This is a genomic window from Delftia acidovorans NBRC 14950 (assembly GCF_001598795.1).
Classification (GTDB): domain Bacteria; phylum Pseudomonadota; class Gammaproteobacteria; order Burkholderiales; family Burkholderiaceae_C; genus Comamonas; species Comamonas acidovorans.
This window is the reverse complement of the sequence record NZ_BCZP01000024.1, coordinates 25,395-38,942: the sequence shown is the minus strand read 5'-3', so window position 1 is coordinate 38,942 and position 13,548 is coordinate 25,395. Positions and strand designations below refer to the sequence as shown.

At 66.1% G+C, this 13,548-nt stretch carries 11 protein-coding genes; 8 read left to right on the top strand and 3 right to left on the bottom strand.

From position 1 onward, the window contains the following. Positions 1 to 48 precede the first annotated feature (48 nt). Positions 49 to 447, bottom strand: coding sequence for a Fur family transcriptional regulator (locus tag DA1_RS23595; protein ID WP_051940745.1), 399 nt, complete (start codon positions 445 to 447; stop codon positions 49 to 51). Positions 448 to 800: 353 nt separating this feature from the next. On the opposite strand from DA1_RS23595, the gene DA1_RS23590 reads away from it, so the two are divergent. After that, a complete protein-coding gene (locus DA1_RS23590) occupies positions 801 to 1,010 on the top strand; it encodes a hypothetical protein (RefSeq protein WP_012205475.1) in 210 nt (69 codons plus the stop codon). 121 nt (positions 1,011 to 1,131) lie between these two features. Then, the gene (gene rbp / locus DA1_RS23585) at positions 1,132 to 1,479 is read left to right on the top strand and encodes an RNA-binding regulator (protein ID WP_012205474.1); all 348 of its coding nucleotides are present in this window, start codon (positions 1,132 to 1,134) and stop codon (positions 1,477 to 1,479) included. A 154-nt stretch (positions 1,480 to 1,633) separates the two neighbouring features. Here rbp and DA1_RS23580 read toward each other — a convergent pair whose 3' ends face one another. Beyond that, positions 1,634 to 3,868 (bottom strand): NADP-dependent isocitrate dehydrogenase, encoded by a 2,235-nt coding sequence (locus tag DA1_RS23580; protein WP_013802520.1) that lies wholly within the window; start codon positions 3,866 to 3,868, stop codon positions 1,634 to 1,636. Between the two features lie 338 nt (positions 3,869 to 4,206). After that, positions 4,207 to 5,157, bottom strand: a complete 951-nt coding sequence (locus DA1_RS23575) for a helix-turn-helix domain-containing protein (protein ID WP_034398522.1) — start codon at positions 5,155 to 5,157, stop codon at positions 4,207 to 4,209. Between the two features lie 102 nt (positions 5,158 to 5,259). On the opposite strand from DA1_RS23575, the gene DA1_RS23570 reads away from it, so the two are divergent. The 6 genes from DA1_RS23570 to DA1_RS23545 all read left to right on the top strand — a co-directional run bounded on the left by DA1_RS23570 (position 5,260) and on the right by DA1_RS23545 (position 13,547). After that, the gene (locus tag DA1_RS23570; protein WP_080737002.1) at positions 5,260 to 6,768 is read left to right on the top strand and encodes a cytochrome P450; all 1,509 of its coding nucleotides are present in this window, start codon (positions 5,260 to 5,262) and stop codon (positions 6,766 to 6,768) included. 123 nt (positions 6,769 to 6,891) lie between these two features. Next, positions 6,892 to 8,301, top strand: a complete 1,410-nt coding sequence (locus tag DA1_RS23565) for a GntP family permease (protein WP_034393326.1) — start codon at positions 6,892 to 6,894, stop codon at positions 8,299 to 8,301. 307 nt (positions 8,302 to 8,608) lie between these two features. Continuing rightward, positions 8,609 to 9,646, top strand: a complete 1,038-nt coding sequence (locus DA1_RS23560; protein WP_012205469.1) for an aliphatic amidase — start codon at positions 8,609 to 8,611, stop codon at positions 9,644 to 9,646. 71 nt (positions 9,647 to 9,717) lie between these two features. Further along, complete coding sequence (locus DA1_RS23555) at positions 9,718 to 10,575, top strand: CbbQ/NirQ/NorQ/GpvN family protein (RefSeq protein WP_034393323.1); 858 nt, start codon at positions 9,718 to 9,720, stop codon at positions 10,573 to 10,575. Positions 10,576 to 10,587: 12 nt separating this feature from the next. Then, positions 10,588 to 12,318: a nitric oxide reductase activation protein NorD gene (locus DA1_RS23550; RefSeq protein ID WP_034393320.1), complete on the top strand. Its 1,731-nt coding sequence runs from the start codon at positions 10,588 to 10,590 to the stop codon at positions 12,316 to 12,318. Positions 12,319 to 12,398: 80 nt separating this feature from the next. After that, positions 12,399 to 13,547, top strand: a complete 1,149-nt coding sequence (locus tag DA1_RS23545; RefSeq protein ID WP_034393318.1) for a transporter substrate-binding domain-containing protein — start codon at positions 12,399 to 12,401, stop codon at positions 13,545 to 13,547. Position 13,548: the final 1 nt, after the last annotated feature.

The following is a 13,548-nucleotide window of genomic DNA, read 5'->3' as shown; positions in this document are numbered from 1 at the left end:
ACAGGGATCGCGCGGCGGGCACTGCGGCCGCATGCGCAGGGAGGGGTCTCAGGCGGGGAGCGCGGTGCAGGCGGAGCACTTGCCATGCAGCTCGATGTTTGAATGGGCCAGCGCAAAGGCATTGCCATGCGCCCAGCTGCCCAGGCAGCGGTTGAGCGCGTCGTCCACGAACTCATCGACCTGGCCGCAGCTGTCGCAGATCGCAAAGGCCGAGAAATCATGGCTGCCCTCGTCCGGATGCGAGCAGCAGACATAGGCATTCAGCGACTCCAGGCGATGGACCACGCCCTGCTCGGCCAGCTTGTCCAGCGCGCGGTAGACCTGGGTAGGGGCCGTCAAACCGTGGTCCCGCAACTGGTCGAGCAGCGCGTAGGCCGTCAGCGGCGCGCCGGCCTGGCGCAGCGTGTCGAGCACGCGTTGTTGCTTGGTGGTCAGGGAGTGGGACATGGTGGTTTCCTGGTCAAAAAGGGCGGGCAGCGACCTTGCCCTGCATCAAAACAGTTACGTTATAACATAACAAAATCGGCGGCCACGCACTGTTTTACAATTAAAAAGAATATTAAGTTGCGCCTAAATACACAACAGGTTATAGTCAGCTCCGTTGTTGAGGCCAAGCGCTTAAGCCGCCCACTTCCCTTCCCTGCACAACGGCTGTCCGCCGCTCCCCGCAGGATGTCTCTTGCGACCTTTGTCGCACAGTTGGTCTGTAGAGCTGCAGCCAACCGAGTTCCCAGATGCTCACGCAGGCCTGTTCAAGCCTGCGAACCTGACTGAACCACATTTCAAACACCGGCATTCCCATGGGCAAGTACGTCGTCTCGCCCTCGACACACCCGACCGACTGCGGCCGCTTCCGCGCCTCCTTCGCGGTCCATCGCTCCCAAGGCAACGGCAGCTACTGCCGCGTATTCCGTTTCGACAAGGCGTTCGCCTCCCGCGAAGCAGCACGGCTGTTTGCCGTCACTCAGGGCTGGCTTCAGACCTGCATGCAGCATCCGCCTGCGTGCTGACGGCCTGCCTGCCCGGCTGCCTGTCGCCCTCCCACCCATTCACCGCCGCGGATTGCACAGTCCGCCGCATGCATGCCAACGGTGCGCCCTTTTGCGCACATCCAATCGAAGAGGTTTTCCTATGACCACCAAAATCTACGTGGGCAATCTGCCCTACTCCGTGACCGACTCCAGCCTGGAAAGCAACTTTGCCGAGTTCGGCAACGTGGCCTCCGCCAAGGTCATGATGGACCGCGAAACCGGCCGCTCCAAGGGCTTCGGCTTTGTGGAAATGGCTTCTGCCGAAGTCGCCCAAGCCGCCATCACCGGCCTGCACGGCATGTCCGTGGACGGACGCTCGATCGTCGTGAACCTGGCCCGTCCCCGTGAAGAAGGCCGCAGCTCCGGTGGCTACAGCCCGCAGGGTTACGCCGGCAAGCGTTCGGACGTCGGCTACGGCAATGGCGGCCACGGCGGCGGTCGCTACTGATCACGGCGCAGCTTCCAAAAACCGGCTCTCTGGGCCGGTTTTTTTTCGCCTGCGGTTTTCTTTCCCGCCGTTGCAGGCATGAAAAAACCGGCCGCCCTTGCGGGTCGGCCGGTCATGGCTGAAGCCTGCCGGGGCCAGGCCCCGGCACAGTGGCTTACAGCAGCGCGTCGATGGCTGCGTTGAACGTGGCGCTGGGGCGCATCACGGCATCCATCTTGGCCACGTCGGGCATGTAGTAGCCGCCGATGTCCACGGCCTTGCCCTGCACGGCGCGCAGCTCTTCGATGATCTTGGACTCGTTGTCAGCCAGTTGCTTGGCCAGCGAAGCGAACTTGGAGGCCAGTTCGGCATCTTCCGTCTGCGCCGCCAGGGCCTGTGCCCAGTACAGGGCGATGTAGAACTGGCTGCCACGGTTGTCCAGCTCGCCGGTGCGGCGCGAAGGCGACTTGTCTTCGTCCAGCAGCTTGCCCGTGGCTTCATCCAGGGTCTTGGCCAGCAGCTTGGCGCGGGCGTTGTCGTTCTTGATGCCCAGGTCTTCCAGCGACACGGCCAGTGCCAGGAACTCGCCCAGCGAATCCCAGCGCAGGTGGTTTTCCTCCACCAGCTGCTGCACGTGCTTGGGAGCCGAGCCGCCAGCACCCGTTTCGTACATGCCGCCGCCGGCCATCAGGGGCACGATGGACAGCATCTTGGCCGAGGTGCCCAGTTCCATGATGGGGAACAGGTCGGTCAGGTAGTCGCGCAGGATGTTGCCCGTCACCGAGATGGTGTCCAGGCCGCGGGCCACGCGCTCCAGCGTGTAGCGCATGGCGCGGACCTGAGACAGGATGTGGATTTCCAGGCCCGTGGTGTCGTAGTCCTTGAGGTAGGTGTTGACCTTCTTGATCAGCTCGGCCTCGTGCGGACGATAGGGGTCCAGCCAGAACACGGCAGGCATGCCGGAGTTGCGGGCACGCGTGACGGCCAGCTTGACCCAGTCGCGGATGGGAGCGTCCTTGACCTGGCACATGCGCCAGATGTCGCCCTGCTCCACGTTCTGGCTCATCAGCACTTCGCCGGTGGCCAGATCGACGATGTTGGCAACGCCGTCTTCCTCGATCTCGAAGGTCTTGTCGTGCGAGCCGTACTCTTCGGCCTTTTGCGCCATCAGGCCCACGTTGGGCACGGTGCCCATGGTCTTGGGGTCGAAGTTGCCGTGCCACTTGCAGAAGTTGATCATCTCCTGGTAGATGCGGGCAAAGGTGGACTCAGGCATCACGGCCTTGCAGTCGTAGGGCTTGCCGTCGGCACCCCACATCTTGCCGCCCTGGCGGATCATGGCGGGCATGGACGCATCGACGATCACGTCGTTGGGCGAGTGGAAGTTGGTGATGCCCTTGGCCGAGTCCACCATGGCCAGCGCGGGACGGTGTTCCTGGCAGGCGTGCAGGTCACGGATGATCTCTTCGCGCAGCGAGGCGGGCAGCGTCTCGATCTTCTCGTACAGCGTGGACATGCCGTTGTTGACGTTCACGCCCAGCTCGTCGAACAGCTTGCCGTGCTTCTCGAAGGCTTCCTTGTAGTAGATCCTCACGCAGTGGCCGAACACGATGGGGTGCGAGACCTTCATCATCGTGGCCTTGACGTGCAGCGAGAACAGGATGCCGGCGTCGCGGCAGTCGTCCAGTTCCTTTTCGTAGAAGTCGCACAGCGCCTTCTTGCTCATGAACATGGAGTCGATGATCTCGCCGGCCTTCAGTGCCACCTTGGACTTGAGCACCACGGTCTTGCCGCTCTTGGTGGTCAGCTCCATCTTGACGTCGCGTGCGGCGTCCAGCGTGATCGACTTTTCGCCGTGGTAGAAGTCGCCGTGCTCCATGTGCGAGACATGGGTTTGCGACCACTGCTTCCACTCGCCCATGGAGTGGGGGTGCTTCTTGGCGTAGTTCTTGACGGCGGCAGGAGCGCGGCGGTCGGAGTTGCCCTCGCGCAGCACGGGGTTCACGGCCGAGCCCAGGCACTTGCCGTAGCGTGCCTTGATGTCCTTTTCCTGGTCGTTGGTCGGATTCTCGGGGTAGTCGGGCAGTGCGTAGCCCTTGCCCTGCAGCTCCTTGATGGCAGCCGTCAGCTGGGCCACGGAGGCGCTGATGTTGGGCAGCTTGATGATGTTGACATCGGGCTCCAGCGTCTTCTTGCCGAGCTCGGACAAGGTGTGGGCCACGCGCTGGTCTTCGGCCAGGAATTCGGAGAACTCACCCAGGATGCGGTGGGCCACGGAGATGTCGGCGGTCTCGACATTCACGCCGACGGGTGCGGCAAAGGCGCGCACCACAGGCAGGAAGGCACTGGTGGCAAGGCGCGGAGCCTCATCGGTCAGGGTGTAGATGATGGTGGGTTGCTGCGTGCTCATCTCTTGTCTCAGGTAGTGAAAAGGTAGGGGTCGCGCCGCAGGCCGTCGAACCGGGCATCCGCTAGGGGAAACGGGGCCGGTGCAGCCTGAGGCAGTAGGACCGTCACGCAATGCCCCGTCGCGCCAGCATGCTGCCCCGGCGTTTTCTGCAATGCGATCCCACAATACAAAATTCTAAGCGGAACCCGCCACATTTTTTAAGTCTTGTAGAAGACTTAGGGTTTTACAGCGGCATTCAGGACCTGTTTTCACAGGGAAACGGCTTGCAGCCCCCGCGTTTTCTACCATGCAAAAAATGCTGTAGCGTGACGGACACGCAAGCGGAGCAGACCCCCGGGTCAAACCCAGAGCCGATACATCCAGAACGATTCATCGTGCTCGAAGCGCCGCGCAAACTCCCCCGGCGAAAACCCCGTGATCTGGCGCACGGCGCGGCACATATGGGCCTGGTCGGAGAAGCCCTCGTCCAGCGCCAGCGCGGCCCAGTCCAGCGCCTGTCCCTGTTCATGGCGGCGCCGCGCCGCATGGAACAGGCTTTCCGTGCGCACCATGCCCTGCCACTGCCGCAGGGAGCGTCCGCTGAACTGCTTGATGCGCCGCTCCACCTGGCGCGCGCCCAGCGTTCTTTGCCATTGCAGCGCCTGCATCCCCAGCCAGGCCACCCAGTGGCGCCCATGCTCGCGCAATGAGGGCAGCACCTGCAGGGCGCTCCCCCGGACCTCGCGCCAGCGCGGCGCCAGGTGGCGCTGCAACGCGTCCAGGGTGCCGGCATCGTCCTGCGCATGCAGCAGGGCCTGGCACAGCGCGGACCAGGACGGCCCCAGCACCCCGGCTGCCGCGACAAAGCCATCCTGCGCCTGCAGCACGCCGGAGCCGAACAGCTGCAGCGCGGCATCCAGGTGCAGGCAGACCATGCCGCCACGGCCCGGCCCGCTGGCCCAGCTCGCCGTGGGCGCTGTCTGGCTGCCCGAAAGCATGACGGATGCCTCAAAGGGCTCGCAGCCCTGCACGCCCACCAGGCCTGCGGCCATGTCCTGGTACCAGGACAGGCAGACCATGGGGGTGGCGGGAAAATGCGACAGCCGCTGCGCATCGTCCAGGACCACGCCCCGCGTATCGCGGCAGACGACGGCCACCACCGCACCATGCAGCCCTGCCGGCGCGGGATACAGCATGGAGTGCGGCTGCCGCCCCTGGCCTGCCCAGCGCGCGGCCCTGGCATGCAGGGGCGGACAGGCAGCAAAGGCACTGGACGTACAGGCTTCGATTGCGGCTTCGGCTTCGGGCATCACGACGGCATCCATGGAGGCGCAGTGTAGGCCTTGCCGCCCGCCGATCCCGTGACGCTTTCGTTCAAGACCACGGGCGGCGTGACCAGCGAGCATGGGAACATGAACCGCCCGAATCCCACGCAAGATACCTGCACACCGGCGCCGTCGAACGCAGCCTCCTGCCCCTTTGCCACGCAAGCGCGGCAATCCGCGCAACCTGCGCAACCCGAGCAATCCGAGCAATCCGAGCAGATGGCCTCCACGGCCTGGCCACCCGGCCCGGCACCGGGGCTCATGGGCTGGGGCCTGCTGCGCCGCATGTCGCGCGACCTGCTGGGTACGCTGGCGCAGTGGCGCGGCGAGCACGGGGATGCCATCCATCTGCGCATCTGGCCAGAGCACCAGGTCGTCGTCACGGATCCCGAACTGGTGCGCGAGCTGCTGGTCGGCCAGCACGATGCGCTGGTGCGCTGGGAGCACGGCATCTCGGTCTTTGCCCAACTGCACGGCCACAGCGTGCTGGTCAGCGAAGGCCAGCGCTGGCGCAGCAAGCGGCAGGCCCTGTTGCCGGCCTTCTCCCCCAAAGCCGTGCAGGCCCAGATACCGGCCCTGGCCGCAGCCGCGCAGGCCGCGCTGCAGGCCTGGCCGCAGCAGTCCGAGGACTTTCCCATGGAACAGGCGCTGACCGCCCTGGCCATGGATGTGATCATGCGGCTGATGTTCTCCGGCGCCATCGGCGAGGATGCGCGCTCCGCGGAGCAGGCCATCCGCGAAGTCAGCCATGCCGCCAACAGCGAGTTCTACTGGCCCCTGCGCTGGCCCGATGCCATGCCCTGGAAGCGCCGCAAGCGCCGGGCGCTTGCCTGGCTGCGCAGCTTCATCGACCGGCAGGTCCGGCTCCGGCTGGCGCAGGCCGATGCAGACTGGCCCGAGGATCTGCTCAGCCGCCTGCTGCGCCTGCACCGGGGCGACGCCCAGACCTGGACACTGCAGGCCGTGCGCGATGAGTGCATGACGGCCTTTCTGGCAGGTCACGAAACCGTGGCCAGCAGCCTGACCTGGTGGTCCTGGTGCATGGCCACCCATCCCGAGGCGCAGCAGCAGGTGGCCGACGAGATCCAGGAACAGCTGCAGGGCCGCACGCCCACGGCGCAGGACCTGCCGGCGCTGCGCCAGTTGGGCTGGAGCCTTCAAGAAGCCATGCGCCTGTACCCGGCCGCGCCGGTGCTCATCAGCCGGCGTTGCACACGGCCTGTGCAGCTGGGTCCGTGGCGCCTGCCCGCGCGAACCCTGTTCATGATTGCGCCCGGCCTCATGCAACGCGATGCGCGCTGGTTCCCGCAACCCGATGCCTTTCAGCCGCAGCGTTTCGCCGATGCCGACAAGGACGGCGCCCCTGCCGCGCCGCGCGGCAGCTGGATGCCCTTTGGCACCGGCCCGCGCGTATGCCTGGGCCAGCACCTGGCTAGCACGGAGATGACGGTGGTGGCGGCCATGGTGCTGCAGCGTCTGCGGCTGAGCGTGCCCGAAGGTGCCGGCGCCCCCCGCCCTGTGCTGCAGGTCACGCTGCGGCCATCCACGCCCTTGAGACTGCGGCTGCAGTCGCGCAGCGGCGCACAGGCCGGGTAAACATGGGGATAACGTGGCGATATATTGCGCCAAATCATCCACAAAGCACGCCAATTACGCCAAATTGTCACCCATCCGCATTTATTCTGTCTTTTTGACTAGAACTACTGGACTGGAGACGATTTGAGTACCCTGGCAATCGTGATTTCACTGGCGGGACTGATGTTCCTGGCCTACCGAGGCATCTCCGTGCTGCTGCTGGCCCCCCTGATGGCCGCCGTGGCCGTGCTGCTGTCCGGCGACCTGGGCCACATGCTGCCGCTGTACACCAGCACCTTCATGGGCGCCCTGGGCAACTACATGCTGCAGTTCTTCCCCGTGTTCCTGCTGGGCGCGCTGTTCGGCCAGTTGATGGCGGACTCGGGCGCGGCCACCGCGATATCGCACTGGATCATGCGCGTGCTGGGCGAGAAGCACGCCATCCTCACGGTGGTGCTGGCCTGCGCCGTGCTCACCTATGGCGGCGTGTCGCTGTTCGTGGTGGCCTTTGCCATCTATCCGATTGCCAAGTCTCTGTTCCGCGCGGCCCATGTGCCCAAGCGGCTGATACCGCCCACCATCGCGCTGGGCTCGTTCACCTTCACCATGACGGCGCTGCCGGGCACGCCGTCCATCCAGAACGCCATTCCCATTCCCTACTACGGCACCAATGTGTTCGCGGCGCCGGGCCTGGGCATCATCGGCGGCATGACCATGCTGGCCCTGGGCCTGTGGTGGCTGCAGTCGCGCGCGGCCAAGGCGCGCGTGGCCGGCGAAGGCTACGGCGACCATGACGACGCCGTCGAGCAGGGGCTGCATGAAGAAAGCGATCCCGCCCTGCACAGCCGCCGGGACCTGCCGCTGCTGCTGGCCCTGCTGCCGCTGGTACTGGTGATCGCAGTCAATGCGCTGCTGACCTACGGTGTGTTCCCGCAGATGGATTTCGGCTTTCTGAAGGAACGCTTTCCTGCCGTGGACCCGGCCAAGCAGACGGGCCTGTGGGCGCTGATCATGGCCCTGGCCGTGGCCTGCGCCGCACTGGTGCTGCTGGGCCTGGGCCGCTGGCGTAATCTCAAGGAGTCGGTGAACAAGGGCGTGCTGGGCTCCATGCTGCCCATCTTCAACACGGCCTCGGAGGTGGGCTACGGCGCGGTCATCGCGGGGCTGGCGGGCTTTGCCATCATCCGCGAGGCCGTGCTCAACGTGGCGCCACACAACCCGCTGATCTCCGAGGCCGTGGCCATGAACGTGCTGGCGGGCATCACGGGGTCGTCGTCGGGCGGCCTGTCGATTGCACTGTCCACGCTGGGCAAGGACTACCTGGCCATGGCCGCCCAGTTGGGCATCAGCCCCGAGCTGCTGCACCGCGTGGCGGTGATGGCGGCCGGCTGCTTCGACACCCTGCCGCACAGCGGCGCCATCATCACGCTGCTGTCCATCTGCGGCCTCACGCACCGCCAGTCATACGGCAACATCGCCATCATGACCATTGGCGCGCCACTGCTGGCCCTGGTGCTGGTGATCACGCTCGGCACCATGTTCGGGTCCTTCTGAGGGACCAGGGCGCAGAGCGCGCGCGGAAAATACCACGGCCTCGCGCCCGCCACAACCGGCATATGACGTATATGCGCGGAGCGGGTGCATGGCAACAATGCATGCACGGCGATAAGGCATCGCCCCGATTCATTCCCGCATTACCGACAAGACGACATCCGCTGCCAAAGCTGCCAGCGCAGATGTCGGGCAACAAGGCCCGAACCGCTCCATGACCCGGAGCGGTTCGGGCCTTTTTTTGTTGGCCGGGAATCGAGGGGGCTGTGATGCCGCGCGCCGCCCCCTCAACCCCTTCAGGAGTAGCAGCATGAGACACGGAGATATTTCCAGCAGCAACGATTGCGTCGGCGTGGCGGTGGTCAACTACAAGATGCCGCGCCTGCACACCAAGGCCGAGGTGCTGGACAACTGCCGCAAGATCGCGGACATGCTGGTGGGCATGAAGCGCGGCCTGCCGGGCATGGACCTGGTGATCTTTCCCGAGTACTCCACGCACGGCATCATGTACGACGCCAAGGAGATGTACGACACGGCCAGCGCCATCCCGGGCGAAGAGACCGAAATCTTCGCCGACGCCTGCCGCAGGGCCAACGTCTGGGGCGTGTTCTCGCTGACGGGCGAGCGCCATGAGGAGCATCCCAACAAGGCGCCCTACAACACCCTGATCCTCATGAACAACCAGGGCGAGATCGTGCAGAAGTACCGCAAGATCATGCCCTGGGTACCCATCGAGGGCTGGTACCCCGGCGACTGCACCTATGTGAGCGAGGGCCCCAAGGGCCTGAAGATCAGCCTCATCATCTGCGACGACGGCAACTACCCCGAGATCTGGCGCGACTGCGCCATGCGTGGCGCCGAGCTCGTCGTGCGCTGCCAGGGCTACATGTACCCGGCCAAGGAGCAGCAGATCATGGTCTCCAAGGCCATGGCCTTCATGAACAACTGCTACGTGGCCGTGGCCAATGCGGCGGGCTTCGATGGCGTGTACTCGTACTTCGGGCACTCAGCCATCATCGGCTTCGACGGCCGCACCCTGGGCGAGACCGGCGAGGAGGAAATGGGCATCCAGTACGCCGAGTTGTCCAAGCACCTGATCCGCGATGCGCGCAAGAACGGCCAGTCTCAGAACCATCTGTTCAAGCTGGTGCACCGGGGCTACACCGGCACCATCAACTCCGGCGACGGGGACAAGGGCGTGGCCGCCTGCCCCTACAACTTCTACAGCCAGTGGGTCAACGATCCCGAGGGCACGCGCGAGATGGTGGAGTCCTTCACACGCACCACCGTAGGCACGCCCGAATGCCCCATCGAAGGCATTCCGCACGAGGCGCCCAAGCACCGCTGACAGCGTCCTGCCTCCGAGCCTGCAGGCCTGGGGCAGGCCCGCCCATGAACACGGAAAGGTGAAGAGTGAAGATGAGCACGACAACAACCACAGGCCCGCTGCACGCTCCTGCCAACCAGGCCGCCGACCCGCTGGCGGCCTACCGCATCGAGGAAGAGCCCTTCTACCGCCCCTCGGGCCGCGAAGTGCAGCTGTACCGCCAGGCTTACCAGCACCGCATGCCGCTCATCCTCAAGGGCCCCACGGGCTGCGGCAAGACGCGCTTTGTGGAGTACATGGCCTGGGCGCTCAAGCGCCCCCTGGTCACGCTGGCCTGCAACGAGGACATGACGGCCTCCGACCTGGTGGGCCGCTACCTGCTGGATGCCGACGGCACGGCCTGGCACGACGGCCCGCTGACCCTGGCCGTGCGCCACGGCGGCATCTGCTACCTGGACGAAGTGGTGGAGGCCCGCCAGGACACCACGGTCGTCATCCACCCGCTGACCGATGCGCGCCGCGCCCTGCCGCTGGACAAGAAGGGCGAGGTGGTCCACGCGCACCCCGACTTCCAACTGGTGATTTCCTACAACCCCGGCTACCAGAGCAGCGCCAAGGACATGAAGCCATCGACCCGCCAGCGCTTCGCGGCGCTGGACTTCGACTACCCGGCGCCCGAGATCGAGGCGGACATCGTGGCCCACGAGACCGGCATTGCCCCGGCCACCGCTCGCAGCCTGGTCAGCCTGGCGCGCAGCACGCGCGAACTGCGCCACCGGGGCCTGGACGAAGGCGCCTCCACCCGCATGCTGATCTACGCAGGCCTGCTGATGCGCGACGGCATGCCGGTGCACGACAGCTGCGACATGACCATCACCAGCGCCCTGACCGACGACCCCGACACGGCCGCCGCGCTGCGCCAGCTGGTCGAAGCAGAGTTCGGCGCCTGAGGGCCGCGCGCCATGGCCATCGTCTCCGTTGCCTTGCCCGAAGAGTCCCGCCTGCTGCACACGCTGGGCCTGCTGGCCAGCGGCCTGGCACGCCAGCCTGTCGCCGTGCAGGCGCTGGCCAGGATGCCGGCCAGTGCCCCGGCGCCGGGCCAGGCCCACGCCCTGCCACCGCGCGCCGTGCTGATCAGCCAACCTGCCCGGCTGCTGGTTCCCGCCAACTTGCCCATGCAGGCACACCTGCACGCAGCCACGATGGCCCATGCCGCAGCCCATCTGCGCTTTTCGCCCGCCCGCCAGGACAGCAGCGCCCTCAAGCCCATGGGCCAGGCCGTGGTGGGCGCACTGGAAGATGCGCGCGTGGAACGGCTGCTGTGCCTGCAGCACCCCGGCGTGCGCCGCTGGTTCGAGGCCTGCATCGCCCCCGAGCCCGACCCATCCGACCTGGGCTTTGCCGCCTTCATGGCCCGGCTGGACCGCATGCTGCTGTGGCCAGAGCGCATGGACGGCAACCACTGGATCCACAAGGCCCGTGACCTGTTCGAGAACACCGCCACGCGCCACGGGCTGGAGGACTACGCCGCATTCCGGGCCATTGCGTCCATCCTGGCCAACGACCTGGGCCAGATGCGCGTGCGCATGGACCCGCAGCACCATGCCGTGCCCAGCATCTACCGTGATGACAACAGCTATCTCTGGCAGCATCCGGAGCCGCCTCAGGGCGAGGAAGACACACTCGCGCTGCAGCAGACCGCTGCGCGTGCAGCTCCGCCTCCATCGGCCGGCGCAGGACAGCAGTCCGATGCACAGGAAGGCCAGTCGCTGGACCCAGGCCTGGAACTGTCGCGCCACAGCTATCCCGAATGGGATCGCAGGTCGGAGCGCCTGAAGACGGACTGGTGCACCGTCATCGACACCCTGCCCGCATGGCAGGCCGAGGCTTTGGCCGGGAAAGGCTCCCAGGCCGGCAGACAGACACTGCCGCCCCTGCCGCTGCCGCCCGCACGCCAGCTGGACCGGCGCCAGCGCCTGCGCCGCCAGTGGGAAGGCGATGACCTGGACTTCAATGCCGCCATCGAGGTCCAGGTGGACCGCCGCCTGAACCTGCGACCGGAACCTCGCCTTTTCATGCGTGCCGGCAAAGGCCCGCGCCCCACCAGCGTGCTCGTGCTGATGGACGCTTCCGAATCGGTCAACACGCCCGGCCCCCACGGCGCCAGCCTGCTGGAGCTGGAGAAACAGGCGGCCCTCATGCTGGCCGAATCGCGCGCAGGCCACAGGACCGGCGTGGACCGCCTGGCCATCCACGCCTTCTCGTCCAACACGCGCACCGAAGTCCGCTACCTGCGCCTGCTGGACTTCGGCCAACCCTTTGCCGCAGCAGCGGCCACCCGGTTGCAGGCACTGCAGGGCCGCCATTCCACCCGCCTGGGCGCAGCCCTGCGCCACGCCAGCAGCCTGCTGGCAGCCGAGCCTGCTGGCCAGCGCCATCTGCTGGTGATCACCGACGGAGCACCCGCCGACATCGACGTGCATGACGATCGCTACCTGATCGAAGACGCGCGCCACGCCGTGCAGCAGGCCCGCGCCGCAGGCATACGCATCAGTTGCCTGGCCGTGGACAGCCAGGCAGACGGCTATGTGCGCCATATCTTTGGCGGGCGCAACTACGGCATTGCCGACGACGCGCGGCATCTGCCAAGGCGGCTGTCCCAGATGGGCGCAAGGCTCGCAGCCGGCCGCTGACCACGGCAAGCGCCACGGAAATCTCGATTAACCTGAAGCCTGCAAAGAACGCAAGCCAGTACCTGGCACAGAAGGAACCCATGAACGACCCCGTCAGAGTCGGCATTCTTTACTCGGCCACCGGCACCACATCGACCATCGGCCAGTCCCAGCTGCAGGGCGCGCAGCTGGCCATCGACGAAATCAACGAGGCGGGCGGCCTGCTGGGGCGTGAACTGGTCGCAGTGCGCTACGACCCGGCCTCCACGCCGGCCCGCTATGCGGCCCTGGCCGAGCAGCTCATCGTGCGCGACGGCATCAACGTCATCTTCGGCTGCTACATGTCCAGCAGCCGCAAGGCCGTCATCCCCATCGTCGAGAAATGGAACAAGCTGCTGTTCTATCCCACGCTCTACGAAGGCTTCGAGTTCTCGGGCAATGTCATCTACACGGGCGCCGCGCCCAACCAGAACAGCGTGCAACTGGCCGACTACATGACCAGCAGCTTCGGCGCACGGGTCTACCTCATCGGCTCGGACTACATCTATCCCTACGAGTCCAACCGCATCATGGGTGAGCTGGTCATGCAGCACCCGGGCAGCGACAAGCTCGGTGAACACTACCTGCCGCTGGACGCCACCGAGCGCGACTACGCGGCCATCATGCAGGACATCCGCGTCAGGCAGCCGGACTTCATCTTCTCCACCGTGGTCGGCGATTCCACGGCCAGCCTCTACCGCGCCTATGCCGATGCGGGTTTCAGCCCGCAGACCATGCCGATTGCCAGCCTCACCACCTCCGAGGCCGAGATCGCCCAGATGGGGGCCGACGTGGCCAGCGGACATTTCACGGCCGCGCCCTACTTCCAGTCCATCGATTCGCCCGCCAACGCGCGCTGCCTGGCCCGGCTGCGCCAGCGCCTGGGGGACGACTGCCGGCCCAACCTGTGCTGGGAGGCCGCCTACTTTCAGATGCACCTGTTCGCCAACGCCTTCCGCCAGGCCGGCAGTGATCGAATAGGCGAGCTGCTGCCCCATCTGCTGGGCAGCGAATTCGACGCGCCCCAGGGCCGCATCCGGCTGGACCCCGACAACCACCACACCTGGCTGCACCCGCGCGTGGGCCGCGCCAATGCCCAGGGCGGCTTCACCATCGTGCGCCAGGCCACTCGGGCCGTCTCGCCCGACCCCTACCTGGTCACCCACTCCCTGGGCGACTGGACCGCCAGCCTCGGTGCCCTGGAGAACTGAG

Bases quoted from the DNA above. Each gene is read 5' to 3' on its own strand.
- DA1_RS23595 (WP_051940745.1), bottom strand. From the start codon at position 447: ATGTCCCACTCCCTGACCACCAAGCAACAACGCGTGCTCGACACGCTG.
- DA1_RS23590 (WP_012205475.1), top strand. From the start codon at position 801: ATGGGCAAGTACGTCGTCTCGCCCTCGACACACCCGACCGACTGCGGC.
- rbp (WP_012205474.1), top strand. From the start codon at position 1,132: ATGACCACCAAAATCTACGTGGGCAATCTGCCCTACTCCGTGACCGAC.
- DA1_RS23580 (WP_013802520.1), bottom strand. From the start codon at position 3,868: ATGAGCACGCAGCAACCCACCATCATCTACACCCTGACCGATGAGGCT.
- DA1_RS23575 (WP_034398522.1), bottom strand. From the start codon at position 5,157: ATGCCCGAAGCCGAAGCCGCAATCGAAGCCTGTACGTCCAGTGCCTTT.
- DA1_RS23570 (WP_080737002.1), top strand. From the start codon at position 5,260: ATGAACCGCCCGAATCCCACGCAAGATACCTGCACACCGGCGCCGTCG.
- DA1_RS23560 (WP_012205469.1), top strand. From the start codon at position 8,609: ATGAGACACGGAGATATTTCCAGCAGCAACGATTGCGTCGGCGTGGCG.
- DA1_RS23555 (WP_034393323.1), top strand. From the start codon at position 9,718: ATGAGCACGACAACAACCACAGGCCCGCTGCACGCTCCTGCCAACCAG.
- DA1_RS23550 (WP_034393320.1), top strand. From the start codon at position 10,588: ATGGCCATCGTCTCCGTTGCCTTGCCCGAAGAGTCCCGCCTGCTGCAC.
- DA1_RS23545 (WP_034393318.1), top strand. From the start codon at position 12,399: ATGAACGACCCCGTCAGAGTCGGCATTCTTTACTCGGCCACCGGCACC.